At 71.6% G+C, this 16,124-nt stretch carries 13 protein-coding genes; 6 read left to right on the forward strand and 7 right to left on the reverse strand.

Going from position 1 to position 16,124, the window contains the following annotated elements; translation table 11 throughout:
* Positions 1–8 precede the first annotated feature (8 nt).
* Positions 9–542: a GNAT family N-acetyltransferase gene (locus tag FDM97_RS03320; protein ID WP_137988773.1), complete on the forward strand. Its 534-nt coding sequence runs from the start codon at positions 9–11 to the stop codon at positions 540–542.
* On the opposite strand, the gene FDM97_RS03325 is transcribed toward FDM97_RS03320, so the two are convergent.
* Positions 523–2,037 carry a CehA/McbA family metallohydrolase gene (locus tag FDM97_RS03325; protein WP_137988774.1) on the reverse strand — a complete coding sequence of 505 codons (1,515 nt, stop codon included), beginning with the start codon at positions 2,035–2,037 and terminating at the stop codon, positions 523–525. The genes FDM97_RS03320 and FDM97_RS03325 overlap by 20 nt on opposite strands.
* 100 nt (positions 2,038–2,137) lie before the next feature.
* Between FDM97_RS03325 and FDM97_RS03330 the strand changes: the two genes are divergently transcribed.
* Both FDM97_RS03330 and FDM97_RS03340 read left to right on the forward strand, forming a co-directional pair.
* The gene (locus FDM97_RS03330; RefSeq protein WP_137988775.1) at positions 2,138–2,971 is read left to right on the forward strand and encodes an LLM class F420-dependent oxidoreductase; all 834 of its coding nucleotides are present in this window, start codon (positions 2,138–2,140) and stop codon (positions 2,969–2,971) included.
* Positions 2,972–3,287: 316 nt separating this feature from the next.
* Positions 3,288–5,906 (forward strand): bifunctional FO biosynthesis protein CofGH, encoded by a 2,619-nt coding sequence (locus tag FDM97_RS03340; protein ID WP_137988776.1) that lies wholly within the window; start codon positions 3,288–3,290, stop codon positions 5,904–5,906.
* Here the strand turns inward: FDM97_RS03340 and FDM97_RS03345 are convergent.
* Positions 5,903–6,490, reverse strand: a complete 588-nt coding sequence (locus FDM97_RS03345) for a hypothetical protein (protein WP_137988777.1) — start codon at positions 6,488–6,490, stop codon at positions 5,903–5,905. The two genes, FDM97_RS03340 and FDM97_RS03345, sit on opposite strands and share 4 nt — an antisense overlap.
* A 241-nt stretch (positions 6,491–6,731) precedes the next feature.
* On the opposite strand from FDM97_RS03345, the gene FDM97_RS03350 reads away from it, so the two are divergent.
* A complete protein-coding gene (locus tag FDM97_RS03350; RefSeq protein ID WP_137988778.1) occupies positions 6,732–7,850 on the forward strand; it encodes an ADP-ribosylglycohydrolase family protein in 1,119 nt (372 codons plus the stop codon).
* Here the strand turns inward: FDM97_RS03350 and FDM97_RS03355 are convergent.
* On the reverse strand, positions 7,835–9,379 hold the full coding sequence (locus tag FDM97_RS03355) for a sodium:solute symporter family protein (protein ID WP_137988779.1): 1,545 nt from the start codon (positions 9,377–9,379) through the stop codon (positions 7,835–7,837). The genes FDM97_RS03350 and FDM97_RS03355 overlap by 16 nt on opposite strands.
* 210 nt (positions 9,380–9,589) lie before the next feature.
* Positions 9,590–10,372, reverse strand: a complete 783-nt coding sequence (locus tag FDM97_RS03360) for an SDR family oxidoreductase (RefSeq protein ID WP_137988780.1) — start codon at positions 10,370–10,372, stop codon at positions 9,590–9,592.
* Between the two features lie 82 nt (positions 10,373–10,454).
* Between FDM97_RS03360 and FDM97_RS03365 the strand changes: the two genes are divergently transcribed.
* Positions 10,455–11,300: a hypothetical protein gene (locus tag FDM97_RS03365; protein ID WP_137988781.1), complete on the forward strand. Its 846-nt coding sequence runs from the start codon at positions 10,455–10,457 to the stop codon at positions 11,298–11,300.
* 100 nt (positions 11,301–11,400) lie between these two features.
* Here FDM97_RS03365 and FDM97_RS03370 read toward each other — a convergent pair whose 3' ends face one another.
* The 3 genes from FDM97_RS03370 to FDM97_RS03380 form a co-directional block, all read right to left on the reverse strand.
* The gene (locus tag FDM97_RS03370; RefSeq protein WP_137988782.1) at positions 11,401–11,601 is read right to left on the reverse strand and encodes a DUF397 domain-containing protein; all 201 of its coding nucleotides are present in this window, start codon (positions 11,599–11,601) and stop codon (positions 11,401–11,403) included.
* Positions 11,602–11,831: 230 nt separating this feature from the next.
* Positions 11,832–12,692 carry a helix-turn-helix domain-containing protein gene (locus FDM97_RS03375; RefSeq protein ID WP_137988783.1) on the reverse strand — a complete coding sequence of 287 codons (861 nt, stop codon included), beginning with the start codon at positions 12,690–12,692 and terminating at the stop codon, positions 11,832–11,834.
* A gap of 254 nt (positions 12,693–12,946) precedes the next feature.
* Entirely contained in the window at positions 12,947–13,651 is a 705-nt protein-coding gene (locus tag FDM97_RS03380; protein WP_137988784.1) for a GOLPH3/VPS74 family protein, read from the reverse strand.
* A 162-nt stretch (positions 13,652–13,813) separates the two neighbouring features.
* Between FDM97_RS03380 and FDM97_RS03385 the strand changes: the two genes are divergently transcribed.
* Positions 13,814–16,072, forward strand: coding sequence for a D-alanyl-D-alanine carboxypeptidase family protein (locus FDM97_RS03385; RefSeq protein WP_137988785.1), 2,259 nt, complete (start codon positions 13,814–13,816; stop codon positions 16,070–16,072).
* The last annotated feature ends 52 nt before the right edge of the window (positions 16,073–16,124 follow it).

Raw genomic sequence — 16,124 nt, forward strand, 5'->3', positions numbered from 1 at the left:
ATGGACCCATGACCGAGATCCTCACGCCCCGCCTCCTCCTCCGCCGCTGGACCGACGACGACCTCGTCCCGATGGCCGAGATCAACGCCGATCCCGAGGTGATGCGCTGGATCGGCGACGGGTCCGTACGGGATCTGGAGCAGACCGCCGAGGACATCGAGCGGTGGGAGGAGGAGTGGGACGAGGAGGGGTTCGGGCTCTTCGCCGTCGAGCTGCTCGGGTCGGGGGAGCTGATCGGGTTCGCCGGGCTCTCCGTGCCCGAGTTCCTGCCCGAGGTGCTGCCCGCCGTGGAGATCGGGTGGCGGCTCGGGCGGCAGTTCTGGGGGCAGGGATACGCCTCCGAGGCCGCCCACGCCGTCCTGGAGTTCGCGCTGCAGGACCGGGGCCTCGACCGGGTGATCGCCATCGCGCACATCTCCAACACGGCCTCCGAGAACGTCATGAGCAAGCTCGGCATGGAACCCGAGCGCGAGATCGACCACCCCGTCTTCGGCGTCCCGCTGCGCGTGCACGCCATCGACCTCAGCGAGTACCAGGGCTGACGTCCAGGAACACCGGGTTCGTGAAGGCCGCGAGCGCGCCCGGCAGGGGTGGCAGCGTCGCCGCGTGGCGGACCTCCGCACGTACGTAGGTGGCGTACGCCGCCGTCGTCACCCACTCCACCTGGACCGTGCCCCGCGCCTGCGTCTGCGTCTGCGTCTGCGCCTGCGCCGTGTGCAGGACGCCCTGGTCCGTGACGAGACGGACCGTGCCGCCCTCCGGGGCGCCGGTCACCGTCAGCCGTACCGTCACCGGCTCGTCCGCCGCCGCCACCCGCAGCCGCTCGCCGATGCCCGCCGAGCCGCCCCAACCGTCCGTCACCGCGAAGTCCAGGGACACCGACGCCGACTCGGCCACGTACGAGCGGCCCGCGCGCAGGCCCGCCAGGATCGCCTCCCGGCTCAGGTCGTCCGCCAGGACCACCGTCTGCGGGCCGCCGACGCGGTCCGGGTCCCGGTGGGCGTCGCTGCTGCCCATCGCCGGGGTCCAGCGGCCCTGGGCGAGCGCCGCGTCCCAGCCGGCGAGGGACACCTCGTCGTCCGGGGTGAACGGACCGTTCCACACCTCGACCGCGTCCGCCTCGCCGAAGCCGAACTTCCAGTTGCAGCCGATGCAGGTGGCGTGCGGGTGCGCCGGGACGACCAGGCCGCCCGCCCGGCGGATCTCGCGCGCGAAGTGCCCGAAGCGGTTCTCGCGCGCCCGGTAGCGCCAGTCCACGAACGTGCCCGCGTCGGTCCCCAGCGCCAGGACGTGCCCGTTGCGGGTGGTGATCTCCTCGCCGAGCAGGACCAGCAGGTCGTCCCCGGCGAGCTCCGCCCACGCCCCGTGCCCGCCATGGGTGTTGTGCTCGGTGGTGGCCAGGAAGTCGAGCCCGGCGGCGCGCGCGAGCGCGGCGACCTCGGCGGGGGTGCGGCGCCCGTCCGAGTACACGGTGTGGAGATGGCAGTCGCCGCGGTACCAGGCCATGCCCCGGCCCCTGGCCCGCTCCGGCGGGTACACCGGCCGGGGCGTGGGCGGCGAGGCGCCGAAGCGGAGGGTGATCGTCACCGTGTACGTGAGCCCCTGCGGCGCCACCGTGTACGGCGCGAGGACGACGAACCAGGTGCCGGGGCGTACGGGACCGGCGATGTACCCCGGGGTCGCCGCGTCCGACCGGACGAAGAACTCATTGCGGGCGCCGCCCGACCAGCCCCGGAAGCCCTTGCCGCCGAGTGCGGTGCCGCGCTGGTCGAAGAGGCCGATGTCCAGGGCGTTGCCCTGCGTCCCGGCGGGGACGGCCGGCCTCTCGTACGCGTACGAGACATGGATCTCGCGCACCCCGCGCGGGATCTCGACCGGGAGGTACACGAAGTCGGGGGAGCCGGGCGGCAGCGTGCCGCCGACCGTCTCCGTGCGGTCGCCGCCGCCCGGTTCCGCGTGCGCGAAGCTCACGGTTCCCAAGGTAAGGGCGGAGGCGGCGCCCGTCGTGAGGAGCGTTCGTCTGGTCGGTTCGCTCATGGCGGTCACGCTTCTACGAAGCCGTGAACGCCCGTGCAACGCAAGACACATCCTCGTCGCATCTCTCGGAAATCCCCGCCGCGCGGCCTACCTTGCCCCTATGCGGATCTCGACCACGATCTTCCTGACCGACGAGACCATCACTCCCGTGCGGCTCGCGCGCGAGCTCGAACAGCGGGGCTTCGCCGGGCTCTATCTGCCCGAGCACACCCACATCCCGGTCGAGCGGACGACTCCGTACCCGGCGGCGGGCGCCGTACTGCCCCCGGAGTACGGCCGTACCCTCGACCCCTTCGTCGCCCTCGGCCAGGCGGCCGCCGTCACCGAGCGGCTCGGGCTCGGCACCGGCATCACGCTGGTCACGCAGCACGATCCGATCGACCTGGCGAAGCAGATCGCCACCCTCGACCATCTCTCGGGCGGCCGCTTCACCCTCGGCGTCGGCTTCGGCTGGAACAAGGAGGAGGCCGCCGACCACGGTGTGGAGTGGGCGACGCGGCGTGAGCTCGGCCGGGAGCGGATGGCGCTGATGCGGGCGCTGTGGGCGGCGGAACCGACGGCGTACGAGGGCGAGTTCGGGGTCTCGGTACGGGCCTCCTACGCGTACCCCAAGCCGGCGGGCGGCGCGCCCAGGACCCTGATCGGCGGGGCGGCGGGGCCGAAGCTCTTCGCGCAGATCGCCGAGTACGCGGACGGCTGGATGCCGATCGGCGGCCGGGGCCTGACGAAGACGGTCCCGGTGCTCCGCGAGGCCTGGGACAAGGCGGGCCGCGACCCGGAGGCCCTCCAGGTCGTCCCGTACGCGGTCCTTCCGAACCCCGGGAAGCTGGCGCACTACGAGGAGCTCGGCTGCGAGGAGGTCGTGCTCCAGCTTCCGCCGGGCGGGGAGGCGGAGGTGCTGGGGGTGCTCGACGAGTACGCGCGGTATCTATGACCCCACGGAGAGGTCCCCGCCCCGTGAGCCCGAAGCGCGGCGACGACGTCGCCCCGCCTCCGATCGGCGCGGAGTGATCCGGACCGCCGGCACCGGCTGCGCGGCCGGCTCGCCACGGGCAGCCTGGGCGGGCGGGAGTATCCGCAGTGGGAGTACGAGGTCACCGCCGGCGGCCGCGTGCGTTACCTCGTCGACGAGGCCCGGAGGACGGTCCACTTGGTGTACGCCGCCCCACGGCACCCCAAGGACACGGACTGACCGGTCCTCCTTCGCGGCCGCGCTCCCCCCTGTCCCCGCCCGCTCGTATGCTCGGTCCATGACGGATCACCAGGCGGATCACCAGGCGGAACGCCCTGCCGTACTCCCCACCGGACGGCCCACCGAGAACGCCATGCGCCGCGCACTCAAGCGGGCCAGGGACGGCGTCGCGCTCGACGTCGGTGAGGCGGCCGTGCTCTTCCAGGCGCGGGGCGCGGACCTGGAGGACCTCGCCGCGTCCGCCGCGCGCGTGCGTGACGCGGGCCTGCTGGCCTCCGGGCGGCCCGGGGTCATCACGTACTCGAAGAGCGTGTTCATCCCGCTCACCCGACTGTGCCGCGACAAGTGCCACTACTGCACCTTCGTCACCGTCCCCGGCAAGCTGCGCCGCGCCGGCCACGGCATGTTCATGTCCCCCGACGAGGTCCTCGACATCGCGCGCAAGGGCGCCGAACTGGGCTGCAAGGAAGCCCTGATCACCCTCGGCGACAAGCCCGAGGACCGCTGGCCCGAGGCCCGCGAGTGGCTCGACGCGCACGGGTACGACGACACCCTCGCGTACGTACGGGCCATGGCGATCCGGATCCTGGAGGAGACCGGACTGCTCCCGCACCTCAACCCCGGGGTGCTGTCCTGGACCGACTTCCAGCGGCTCAAGCCGGTCGCGCCCTCGATGGGCATGATGCTGGAGACGACCTCGCAGCGGCTGTGGGAGGAGCCCGGACAGCCCCACCACGGCTCCCCGGACAAGGAACCGGCCGTGCGGCTGCGGGTCCTGGAGGACGCCGGCCGCTCCTCCGTCCCCTTCACCTCCGGCCTCCTCATCGGGATCGGCGAGACGTACGAGGAGCGCGCCGAGTCCCTCTTCGCGCTGCGCCGCGTCTCCCGCGCCTACCACTCCATCCAGGAGCTGATCATCCAGAACTTCCGCGCCAAGCCGGACACGGCGATGCGCGGGATGCCGGACGCCGAGCTGGACGACCTGGTCGCCACGATCGCCGTCGCCCGGCACATCATGGGCCCGAGCGCCTGTCTGCAGGCCCCGCCGAACCTCGTGGACGAGGAGTACGGGCGGCTGATCGGCGCCGGGATCGACGACTGGGGCGGGGTCTCCCCGCTCACCATCGACCATGTGAACCCGGAGCGGCCCTGGCCGCAGATCGACGCCCTCGCCGAGAAGTCCCGCGCCGCCGGTTTCGAGCTGCGCGAACGGCTCTGCGTCTACCCGGAGTTCGTGAGCCGCGGCGAGCCCTGGCTCGACCCGCGCCTCCTCCCGCACGTGCGCGCCCTCGCCGACCCCGAGACCGGGCTCGCTGACCCCGACGCGCCCGTGCGCGGACTGCCCTGGCAGGAGCCCGACGAGGCCTTCACGGCCTCCGGCCGCACGGATCTGCACCGCACCATCGACACCACCGGCCGCACGCACGACCGCCGCGACGACTTCGACGAGGTGTACGGCGACTGGGGCGCGCTGCGCGAGGCCGCGGCCCCCGGGATGGTCCCGCAGCGCCTCGACACGGACGTGCGCCAGGCCCTCGCGGTGGCCGCCGACGACCCGACGAAGCTGACCGACGACGAGGCCCTGGCCCTGCTGCACGCCGACGGCCCGGCGCTCGACGCCCTCACCCGTATCGCGGACGACGTCCGCAAGGCGGTGGCCGGCGACGACGTCACGTACATCGTCACGCGGAACATCAACTTCACCAACGTCTGCTACACCGGCTGCCGCTTCTGCGCCTTCGCCCAGCGCCGCACCGACGCCGACGCGTACACCCTCTCCCTCGACCAGGTCGCCGACCGCGCCCAGCAGGCCTGGGACGTCGGCGCGGTCGAGGTCTGCATGCAGGGCGGCATCCACCCGGACCTGCCGGGCACCGCCTACTTCGACATCGCGCGGGCCGTGAAGGAGCGCGTGCCGGGCATGCACGTGCACGCCTTCTCCCCGATGGAGGTCGTCAACGGCGCGACGCGGACCGGGCTTTCGATACGGGAGTGGCTGACGGCGGCGAAGGAGGCCGGACTCGACTCGATCCCCGGCACGGCTGCCGAGATCCTCGACGACGAGGTCCGCTGGGTCCTCACCAAGGGCAAGCTGCCCACCGCCACCTGGATCGAGGTCGTCACCACCGCGCACGAGCTGGGCATCCGCTCCTCGTCCACGATGATGTACGGGCATGTGGACCAGCCCCGCCACTGGCTCGGCCACTTCCGCACGCTGGCCCGCATCCAGCAGGAGACCGGTGGTTTCACCGAGTTCGTGACGCTGCCCTTCATCCACACCAACGCACCGGTCTACCTCGCCGGGATCGCCCGCCCGGGTCCGACGGTCCGCGACAACCGCGCGGTCACCGCGATGGCCCGGCTCCTCCTCCACCCGCACATCCCCAACATCCAGACCAGCTGGGTGAAGCTGGGCGCGGAAGGCGCCGCCGAGATGCTCCGCTCGGGCGCCAACGACCTCGGCGGCACGCTGATGGAGGAGACCATCTCCCGGATGGCGGGCTCCGGTTACGGCTCGTACCGCTCGGTCAAGGACCTTGTCGCCATCGCGGAGGCGGCGGGAAGGCCGTCCCGCCCCCGGACGACGCTGTACGGGGAGGTCCCGGAGGAGCGGGTACGGGCGGCGCGGGCGTCCGACGGCCACCTCCCCGAGCTGCTGCCGGTGCTGGAGGACTAGCGCCGGTCGCGGAGGGTGAAGCCGCCGTCGACGACGCGGGCGTCGGCGGCGGGGGCCATGCACTTCGTGAGCAGCGGCTCGTCCTTCCAGGTGCCTCCGGAGAGTCCGATGCGGGCCGGTCCCTGCCCCTTCGGGGGCACGAGGAAGCTCACGCCCATGCGGAAGTTCGGCTCCAGGACGTCCAGCCAGGGGTGGTCGGGGTCGGCGCGGACGAGGGTGCCGGTCACGGTCGCGGTGGGGCCGCCGGTGGTCAGGCAGTCGACCTTGAACTCGCCCCAGTGGACCTTCGCGGGCGCGCCGTCCTTCGCCGGGTAGCTGTGGGAGAGCCGGAAGGTGCCCCACGAGCGGGTGGGGGTGGAGCCCGGGCCGTGGGTGGAGTGGGCGTCGACGCTGAATCGCACCTCCTCGTCGGGCACGGGGTACTCCATCCGCGCCTCGCCCTTGAGGGACGAGTGGAGGGATGCTCTCGCCGGCGCCGGCGCCGGCGCCAGTTCGGCGGGTGCGGGCGCCGCGACCGCGACGGGGGCTGCGATGGCGGCGACCAGTGCGAGTACGGCGGCCGCCCGCAGGGAGTTCTTCAGCACGGTGATGCTCCGATCGAGGTGTGCGGCAGGTCCCGTCGAGCATCGCCGGCCGCCTCCCTCCCGGGCATCCGCCGAGGGAACGGTCCGCCTCCGCCGCACGGGGGAGACCTCCGGTGAACGGCGGTCAAAAGCGGCCTGAAGGGCGTCCGACCACATAACGTTCCGGCCCCCGAACGCTCGTACCCGGTCGATTACAGTGCTGCGAGACCGAGTACGGAGGGCTATCCGGGGGAGGCGCGTCGTGACCACAACCGCCGCGGCCGTGTGGGGCCGCGCCGAGCAGCAGGACTTCCGGGCGCGGGTCCGGGGCTGTCTCCTCGGCGGGGCCGTCGGCGACGCGTTCGGCGCGGGAGTCGCCGGGCTCTCGCTGGAGGAGATCAGGGACGCCCACGGGTCCGAGGGGCTCACCGAGCCCGTCGCCGCGCACGGCAGACGCGGGGCCGTCACCGCCGCCACGCAGATGACCCTGTTCACGGTCGACGGGCTCATACGGGCCCAGGTCCGCCGCGACACAGGCGCCTGGCACCCGCCCACCGATGTCCACCGCGCCCATCTGCGCTGGGCGGCCACCCAGCGTGACTGGGGCCCCGACGAGCGGCGCAAGGACAACGGCTGGCTCGCCCGGGAGGAGTGGCTCTACGCCCGCCGCGACCCCGCCCGCGCCTGCCTCACCGGCCTCGGCGACGAGATCCTCGGCACGCTCGACAAGCCCAAGAACCCCGACGCGAGCGACTCCGGAGCCCTCGTGCGCTCGGCCCCCTTCGGGCTGCTCGTCGGCTGGGAGCCGCAGCTCGTGTGCCAGCTCGCCGTGGAGTGCGCGGCGCAGACCCACGGCGACCCGGCCGCGTATCTGGCGGCCGGAGCGCTCGCCGTCGTCGTGCACGGGCTCGCGCGCGGTGAGAGCGTGGACGGCTCGGTGCAGCGGGCGCTCGGCCAGCTCGCCCCGCGCCCCGGCCACGAGCCGGTCACCGACGCGCTCCAGCAGGCCCTGGGTGCCGTACGCCAGGGGATGCCGAACGCGGCCCGGGTCACCGCTCTCGGCGCGGCCGAGGACCGGGCGGAGTACCAGCTCGCCGCCGCCGTCTACTGCGCCCTCGTCGGCGAGGACATCCGCCACGGTCTGCGCCTCGCGGTCAACCACGACGGCCCGTCCGCCGCCACGGGCGCGGTCACCGGCGCGCTGCTCGGCGCCCTGCACGGCGAGACGGCCCTCCCGCCGGCCTGGCTGGCCGAACTGGAGGGCCGCTCCACGGTTCTCCAGCTCGCGGACGACTTCGCGATGGAGATGACCCAGGGCGCCGCCCTGCACAGCCCCTCGGAGTCGCACCCCGGCTGGCTCGCCCGCTACCCCAGGGGCTGATCCGCGCGGTCGGCCGGGGCCGAGGCCTGCGGGGGTACGGCGGCGGCCCCGCCGTCCGAGTGGAGCTTGTCGAGGACCGCGTCCCGCTCGGGGGTGTCCTCCGGCTTCACGAAGCCGATCAGGACGTACAGGACGAGGGAGGTCGCGAGCGGGGACACGATCTGGATCTGCAGCTCGATGCCGTCGAGTCCGTAGTTCGTCAGCCAGAAGGCGAAGAGCCCCGCCGCCCACGAGACGAGCGCCGCCGTCGGGCCGGACTTACGGAAGGTCCGCAGCAGGCCGAGCATGAACGGGATCGCGATCGGTCCCATGAGTCCGGCGACCCACTTGATGACGACGGTGATGATGTCCTTGAAGGTGGGGGAGTTGACCTGGGTGGCGATCGCCATCGACAGCGCGAGGAACGCGATGGTCGACCAGCGCGCCGCGAGCAGTCCGGCCCGCTGCGTCCAGGAGCGGGCGGCCTTGCTCATCACGGGCGCGATGTCCCGGGTGAAGACGGCGGCGATGGCGTTGGCGTCGGAGGAGCACATGGCCATGGTGTGCGAGAAGAAGCCGACGATGACCAGGCCGAGCAGCCCGTGCGGGAGGAGCTGTTCGGACATCAGGGCGTACGCGTCGGAGGAGTCGGGCTTCTGCGGGTCGACGAGCAGCGGCGCGACCCACATGGGGAAGAACAGCACCAGCGGCCAGACGAACCACAGCACCGCCGAGAGCCGCGCGGAGCGGGTGGCCTCGCGGGCGCTGGGCGTGGCCATGTAGCGCTGGGCCTGGTTCCACATGCCGCCGTTGTACTCGAAGGTCTTGATGAAGAGATACGCGAGCAGGAACGTCAGCGTGTAGGGGCCGGCGGTCGGCTCCGTGTGCCCTTGGAGCTCGGGCCGGTCCCAGACCGTCCACAGCGCGCTGAAGCCGCCCAGTTCGGCGAGGACGGCGACGAGCATCGCGATGCCGGCGAAGAACTGGATGACGAACTGGCCGAGTTCGGTGAGCGCGTCGGCCCAGAGCCCGCCGACCGTGCAGTAGATGCCGGTGACCACGCCGGTGATGAGGATGCCCTGGTTGAGGGAGATGCCGGTGAAGACGGAGAGGAGGGTGGCGATCGCGGCCCACTTGGCGCCGACGTCGACGATCTTCAGCAGGACGCCGGACCAGGCGAGGGCCTGCTGGGTGGGGAGGTTGTACCGGTTCTTCAGGTACTCCAGCGGGGAGGCCACATGGAGGCGCGAGCGCAGCCGGTTGAGGCGGGGCGCGAAGAGGCGGGCGCCGATGGCGATGCCGATCGCGATGGGGAAGGACCAGGTGACGTAGGAGGTGACGCCGTAGGTGTACGCGATGCCCGCGTACCCGGTGAACATCACCGCGCTGTAGCCCGACATGTGGTGGGAGATGCCGGAGAGCCACCAGGGCATCTTGCCGCCGGCGGTGAAGAAGTCGGAGACGTTGTCCACGCGCTTGTGGGACCAGACGCCGATCGCGACCATCACGCCGAAATAGCCGATGAGCACGGTCCAGTCGAGACTGTTCATTGAGCCCCCTCCAGGGGTCCGGTCCGCCTTGTGAACGCCGTTCATGGTGTGGTGAGTTGGAGGGCCACGACAACGCGGAGGAGAGTCAAGAGCGAGTAAAATCGTTCTCCTTGTTGACCTGTGTTCATATCCATGAATCCAGATGGGGTCAAAAAGGCCGCACGGCGCGGGTGTGCGCCGTGCGGCCGGGGTTGGACGCCGCGTCTGCGGCTACCTCATCAGCTCGCCCGCGTTGACGAGCAGCGACTGCCCGGTGATGGCCCGCGCCCGGTCCGAGGCGAGGAAGGCGGCCGCCTCCGCCACGTCCCCGTCCGTCGCCAGCTCGGGCAGCGCCATCCGCCCCGTGAGCCGCCCGAGCACCTCGGACTCCGCCACCCCCTCGGTGTGCGCCGTGAGCCGTACGTACGCCTGGACCGGCGGGCCCCACATCCAGCCCGGCAGCACGGTGTTGACCCGGATCCGGTGCGGCCCCAGCTCGCGGGCCATCGAGTACATCGCCGAGGTCAGCGCGCCCTTCGAGGCCGCGTACGCCGCCTGCCGGACCTGCGAGGGCGCGGCCACCGCCGACTGCGTACCGATCAGGACCACCGAGCCGCCCCGTTCCTTGAGCGCCGGCAGGCAGGCCCGGGTCATCCGCAGCGTGCCGAGCAGGTTCACGTCCAGGACGCCCTGCCAGGTGGCGAAGTCGGCGTCCTCCAGGCCGCCGAAGCAGCTGTCCCAGGCGGCGACATGGACGACCGCGTCGATCCCGCCGAAACGCTCGACGGCGAGCGCGGCGAGGGCCTCGCACTGCGACTCGTCGGTGATGTCGGTCGCCCGGTACGCGGTACGACGCCCCTCCGGGTCGATCTCGGCCGCGGACTTGGCGAGGTTGGCCTCGGTACGGGCGCCGAGGACCGCGTTGCCCCCGTCCCGTACGACCGTCTCGGCGATCCGCCGGCCGAGCCCGGCACCGACACCCGACACGACCACGGTCTTTCCCTGGAGCAGCATCCGGGTGCCTCCCGCCTCTGGCCTTTGATCTGACGGCCCGTCAGAGTAAGGGGCTCCAGGTGACAAGGGAAGGGGCACGGACATGAGCGAGGAGACTCGGAGCGACACCCGCGCCGAGACGTACGCGGAGCTGGCGGCGGTGGGGCCGTACGGGGTGCGTCCCGGCCACGCCCTGATCACGATGGTCGAACCGCACCCGGGGCACGAGTACGCCTACAACCGCTGGTACGAGGACGACCACTACTACGCGGGCGCGATGGCGATGCCCTGGATGTACGCCGGCCGCCGCTGGGTCGCCACCCGCGAGCTCCAGGAACTGCGCCGGCCGGAGAAGTCCGCGGTCGCCCAGCCCGTCACGGCCGGCTGCTACCTCTCCACGTACTGGGTCACCGAAGGCCGCTACGACGAGCACATGAAGTGGACCGTCGCCATCAACAAGCGGCTGGGCCGCGACGCCCGCGTCTACCGCGACCGTACGCACGTCTTCACCGCCTTCCAGGACCACGAGGCGACCGTGTACAGGGACGGGGCGGCCGGGCCGCGGGACTTCCACGCCCTCGACCACCCGTACGCGGGCCTGATCCTCCAGGTGATCGACGCGGACGGGCCGGAGGGGAGGGCGGAGCTGCTCGAACGGCTGCGCTCGCGCGAACTGCCGCGGCGCCTCGCCGGCTCTCCGGCGGCGATGGTCACCGTCTTCCGGCCGACCCCGCTGCCCGGGGACCGGATGACCTATGTGAAGCAGGTCGAGGGGGTCGACACCCGGCTGACCCTGCTGTGGTTCCTGGAGCGCGACCCGCGCGCGTGCTGGGCGGAGCACTTCGCCGACCTGGAGACGGTGGCGGGGGAGTCCGGGCGGGTGGAGCTGGTGGCGCCGTTCGTCCCGACGCTGCCGGGCACGGACCGGTACGTCGACGAACTCAGGTGACGACGGGAAAAGCCGAGCCCCCTCGGCCAGGACGGCGGACCGGTCGAGAGGGCTCTTTTCGTTGTGCTGCGCTGTGATGGTGATGTGTGTGCACTCGGACTCAGAGTGCCCCGTTGCTCACTTCGCCGACGAAGGCGTTCCACGACGCCGAGCCGAAAGCGATGGACGGACCCTCGGGGGCCTTGGAGTCCCGGACCGCGATCGCCGCGACGACAGGGGACTTGACCTCGACGCAAGCCCCATTGCCGCCGGAGTACGAGGACTTCGTCCAGGTGTCCGTAGCGCCCTGAATAATCGCCATGTTCTTCACTCCGGTTCTGCCAGTAGTGTGTCGCGCCAACGTTCATGCTGGCGTGATCGACGCTACTCGCCGGGTCCGCCGCGTGGGGGCGGCGTTCACCCGACCGGATGGCATATTCCAAGTGGGCTTCCGCTGGGGCGAGTCCGGGGTGTACCGTACCGGCTTCTTCGTCGGCGGCCCGGCCGAATGGCTGCATTCGCCCCCGAACCGGAGAATTCGGATTACTCGGGTTACTCGGATGCGTAGGACTTCGCGATGTCCGAAATGAACTCCCGGGTCTGCTCGACATTCAGCGCCTGAGCCCGCAGATGCTCGTACATGACGCTGTACTTGGCGACGTCCTGAGCCTTCTCCAGATACAGATCGCTCGTCACGCCCTCGATGTAGACGACGCTCGAGTCGGACGTGTCCGGGAATTCCAGGATCGCGTAATGCCCGCTGATACCCGGATGCGCGCCCATCTCGAACGGCAGCACCTGAACCGTGACATGCGGCAGGTGCGACTGCTCGACGAGATGCTCCAGCTGCTGGATCATCAGCTGCTTGTTGCCGACGACCCGGCGCAGCGCGCCCTCGTCGATGACCGCCCACAGCCGCAGCGGTCGCTCCTCGTCCTTGATCCGGTCCTGGCGCCGGGTACGGACGGTGACCCGTTTATCGATGTCGGTCGGGTTGGACTCCGGCAGCGCGCCGCTGATCACGGCCTCCGCGTAGCCATGGGTCTGCAGCAGGCCGGGGATGATCTGCGGCTCGTACACCCGCAGGCTCTCCGCGTCGGTCTCCAGGCCGATGTAGACGCTGTACGGGATGTCGCCGAAGGCGTGCCACCAGCCCTGCTGGCGCGAGTCCTTGGCCATCTGCATCAGCGACTCGACGACCCGCTCGTCCTCGACCTCGTAGACCCCGCACAGGTCACGGACATCGCGCTGACTGATGGAGCGACGGCCGTTCTCGAGACGGCTGATCTTGGACTGGGAGACCAGAAGGCGCTCGGCGACCTGCTCGGCCGTCATGTTCTTCTGCTCCCGGAGCCGGCGCAACTCCTGGCCCAATCGGCGTCGCCTGACGGTGGGGTTGACGTTGGACGCCACGGAAACTGCACCTCCGGCTGTCGGCTGCGTAGCTGTGAGTATCTACTGCTTGGCAGACTGCCACCAAAGGTGTGGTGTGCGCTGGGAAATGACGACAACGCAGGCCGGACGTACGTGCGCGGGGCGGTCGTGACGACCGCCCCGCACACGTGCGCGGCTCCCGGACCGGGTTCTGTGGTGCCCAGCGGTGGTGCTCGGTGGAGCTCGGTGGTGCGTGTGGTGGTGCGTGTGGTGCGTGTGGTGCTCGGCGGTGCTCAGTGCACGGCGGCGCGGGCCATGCTGCCGCGACGCGGCTGCTGTGGAACGCCACCCGGAGCACTGCGGCGCGGCTGGGCGGCCACACCGTTCTGGACGTCCATCACGGCATGCGCCACGAGTCCGCCCATGGGGTCGTGCCGGATCAGATCGCGCAGCCGGGACCGCGACGACCGTCCTTCGTTCCCCGGGTACAGGTGCTTGCCGAGACCGACCGCGTGGGCCAGCGCGGCGAGCGCCGCGGTCCGCGGGTCCGGCGGTACGCCGGTGCGGATCGCACTGTCCAGCCGGGCCCTGATGTCCCGGCTGATGGCCGTGTCCGTCGCCTGGTAGCGAGTCGTCGGCAGCACTCCGCACATCTGGCCCTCCACGGCATGCACCATGCCGCAGCGCTCCAGATGCGCAAGGTAGATCTGGCGCAGCCCCAGTCGGGGCCCGCCAATCCAGTGGACGGCCCGTACCGGGCTGCCGCGTCTGCGCAGCAGCTCCAGTGCGGAGTCCAGAGTCGGATCTCCGGTCGGCCGTGGCATCACCACGGCGATACGATCCCCGTCAGGGGCTATCCGTCCTGCCAGAGCCAGCTCCACTAGCTGTGCTCCGGCCAGGCCGAGGTCGAGCGACTGCGGCTGCGCTGTGGTACCCGTGGCCGGGTCCAGAGCGAGCAGCAGAAGCTCCTCCGGAATTGTTCTGCGGCTCCTGCCCATCCATGCCTCCCCGCGTGGATGAGTCACAGGGTGACCCCTCTCACATTCATCTGTCGAGAGTGCCTGGGTGGTTCGTGCGGGAACCAGTAGGTATGTCGTTCTCGTCTAGCACGGGAGCCAAGGGGTTCACACAGGACACTGGTACACGGTTCGGACGTACGCATGACGCATGGAGGAGGCACGGTGGCGGGCGAGTCCCCCGACAAGGCGGAGGAGCAGGAGTCCTCGAAGGAGACGACTCCGGGCGGCGGCGGCCGGGATCCGCGGCTGTCCGTACTCCGTGAGCCCGCGGCCGCGCCCTCGTCGACGACGGGGGCGCCGAAGGGTTCGCCGGTCCAGGTCGACCAGCCGACGGCCGTCTTCAAGACCGTCGCCCCGCGCACCCCGGAGGACGACGCCCCGGTGGCGGACGCGGCGGACGCGGCGGAGACGGACGAGACGGACGCGGAGACGGACGCGGAGGCCGCCGAGGAGGGCGCCGGGGAGGGCGACCGCCTGCGGGCGGCGGTGGCGGCGTGGGTCGCCTCCGGCGACGAGGAGCCGTCGGAGCCGTCGGAGGCCGATGAGGCGGAGGCTGCGGACGCTGAGGCGGCTGACGCGGACGACGCGGAGACGTCTGGCGAGGACGCCGAGGCTGAGTCCGACGTTGAGGCCGAGTCCGACGCCGAGACCGACCGCCCCGGACGGGCTGTGCCGACGTGGGCGGCCGGCCGTGACGGCAGCGGTACGGACGCCGGCGCCGGGGAGTCCTGGTTCGCGCGGAAGCCCGCCGCGGCGAAGGCCGACGAGGAGCCCGAGGCCGAGGCCAAGCCCGAGCCTGAGGCCAAGCCTGAGGCCAAGCCCGAGGCCCCCGCTGTCGATCAGCCCACCACCGTGTTCAAGGCCGTGCGGCCGCCTGTCGTGGACCAGCCGACGACCGCGCTGAAGATCCCGCCGGCCGCCCCGGCGACCCCGGCGACCCCGGAGCCCGCCGCCGAGAGCACGAGCAAGTTCGTGCCCCTCCGCACCGACGCCCCGAAGCCCGCCGCCCCGGCCCCGGCCCCGGCCCCGGCTTCGGCCAAGGCGGCGGCCCCCACCCCCGTAACCCCGCCGTCGCTCACCGAGGCGGAGCGGACCAAGCAGCAGCCCATGCCGCCGCTGCCCCCGCTCGACCTCCTCGCCGAGCTGACGAACACTCCGCCCCCGCCGCCGACGCCCCTGCGCACCACGCTCCGGCGGGTGAGGATCTGGACCCCGCTGGTGGTCCTGCTCCTGATCATCTTTGCGATCGTACAGTTCGTACGACCGCTCCCCGCCCCCGTCCTCACGCTCTCCGCCGCCCCCACCTTCACCTTCGAGGGCGGCGAGCTGACGATGCCGTGGCCCACCGAGGGTCAGGGCGCCGCCGAGGTCGAGGGCGTCGGCTCGCTCGGGACGTACGGGGCCCAGAAGCCCGCCCCGCTCGCGAGTGTGGCCAAGACGATGACGGCGTACGTGATCCTGCGGGACCACCCCATCAAGGGGAACGAGACCGGCCCCGAGATCGCCATCGACAAGAAGGCCGATGACGAGGCCGGGGCGCAGTTCGAGTCGACGGCGGCCGTCAAGGAGGGGCAGGAGTACTCCGAGAAGGAGCTGCTCCAGCTCCTCATGATCCCGTCCGCGAACAACGTGGCCCGGCTGCTCGCCCGCTGGGACGCCGGTTCGGAGGCCGCGTTCGTCGAGAAGATGAACGCCGCCGCGAAGGACCTCGGGATGACGGAGTCGACGTACACCGACCCGTCCGGTCTGGAGTCGACCACCGTCTCGACCCCGCTGGACCAGCTGAAGCTGGCGAAGGCGGTCATGCAGTACGACGTGTTCCGGGAGATCGTGAACATGCCGAACCTCACCGTCGACGGCATCCCCGGCCGGATCGAGAACAACAACAAGATCATCCTTGAGCCGGGCGTCTCCGGCATCAAGACCGGCTCGTCCACCCCGGCCGGCGGCAACCTCCTCTGGGCCGCGAACACCGTCATCGACGGCAAGGAGCGCCGGATCCTCGGCATCGTCATGGGGGCGAAGGACGCCCGCCTGCTGCACGAGAAGCTCCAGCTGTCGATCGACTACAGCTTCAAGCTGATCCAGCAGGCGCAGAAGGACGTGACCTCCGCCGCCGTGGTCCGCAAGGGCCAGGTCGTCGGCTACATCGACGACGGCCTCGGCGGCCGCACCCCGGTCGTCGCGGACAAGGAGCTCAAGGCCGTCGGCTGGCCGGGCCTGAAGGTGAACCTGGAGCTGACCGACGGCGGCAAGGCCGTACCGCACGCCGGCAAGGCGGGCGACGTCGTCGGCCAGGTGTCGATCGGCAGCGGCGCCGGCAAGGTCAGCGCGCCCGTCTCCCTCCAGACGGACCTGGCGGAGCCCGGCTTCGACAAGAAGCTGACCCGTCTGGGTTGACGTGACAGGGCGGCGCCCCGGCTCTCCGGGGTGCCGCCTGTTAGCGTTCCGG

It is taken from the genome of Streptomyces vilmorinianum (genome assembly GCF_005517195.1).
Lineage (GTDB): Bacteria > Actinomycetota > Actinomycetes > Streptomycetales > Streptomycetaceae > Streptomyces > Streptomyces vilmorinianum.

Excerpts from the sequence above, each read along its gene's own strand:
- FDM97_RS03360 (WP_137988780.1), bottom strand. The coding sequence starts at position 10,372 with ATGCTGCTCCAGGGAAAGACCGTGGTCGTGTCGGGTGTCGGTGCCGGG.
- FDM97_RS03330 (WP_137988775.1), top strand. The coding sequence starts at position 2,138 with ATGCGGATCTCGACCACGATCTTCCTGACCGACGAGACCATCACTCCC.
- FDM97_RS03355 (WP_137988779.1), bottom strand. The coding sequence starts at position 9,379 with ATGAACAGTCTCGACTGGACCGTGCTCATCGGCTATTTCGGCGTGATG.
- FDM97_RS03365 (WP_137988781.1), top strand. The coding sequence starts at position 10,455 with ATGAGCGAGGAGACTCGGAGCGACACCCGCGCCGAGACGTACGCGGAG.
- FDM97_RS03320 (WP_137988773.1), top strand. The coding sequence starts at position 9 with ATGACCGAGATCCTCACGCCCCGCCTCCTCCTCCGCCGCTGGACCGAC.
- FDM97_RS03325 (WP_137988774.1), bottom strand. The coding sequence starts at position 2,037 with ATGAGCGAACCGACCAGACGAACGCTCCTCACGACGGGCGCCGCCTCC.
- FDM97_RS03340 (WP_137988776.1), top strand. The coding sequence starts at position 3,288 with ATGACGGATCACCAGGCGGATCACCAGGCGGAACGCCCTGCCGTACTC.
- FDM97_RS03370 (WP_137988782.1), bottom strand. The coding sequence starts at position 11,601 with ATGGCGATTATTCAGGGCGCTACGGACACCTGGACGAAGTCCTCGTAC.
- FDM97_RS03380 (WP_137988784.1), bottom strand. The coding sequence starts at position 13,651 with ATGGGCAGGAGCCGCAGAACAATTCCGGAGGAGCTTCTGCTGCTCGCT.
- FDM97_RS03385 (WP_137988785.1), top strand. The coding sequence starts at position 13,814 with ATGACGCATGGAGGAGGCACGGTGGCGGGCGAGTCCCCCGACAAGGCG.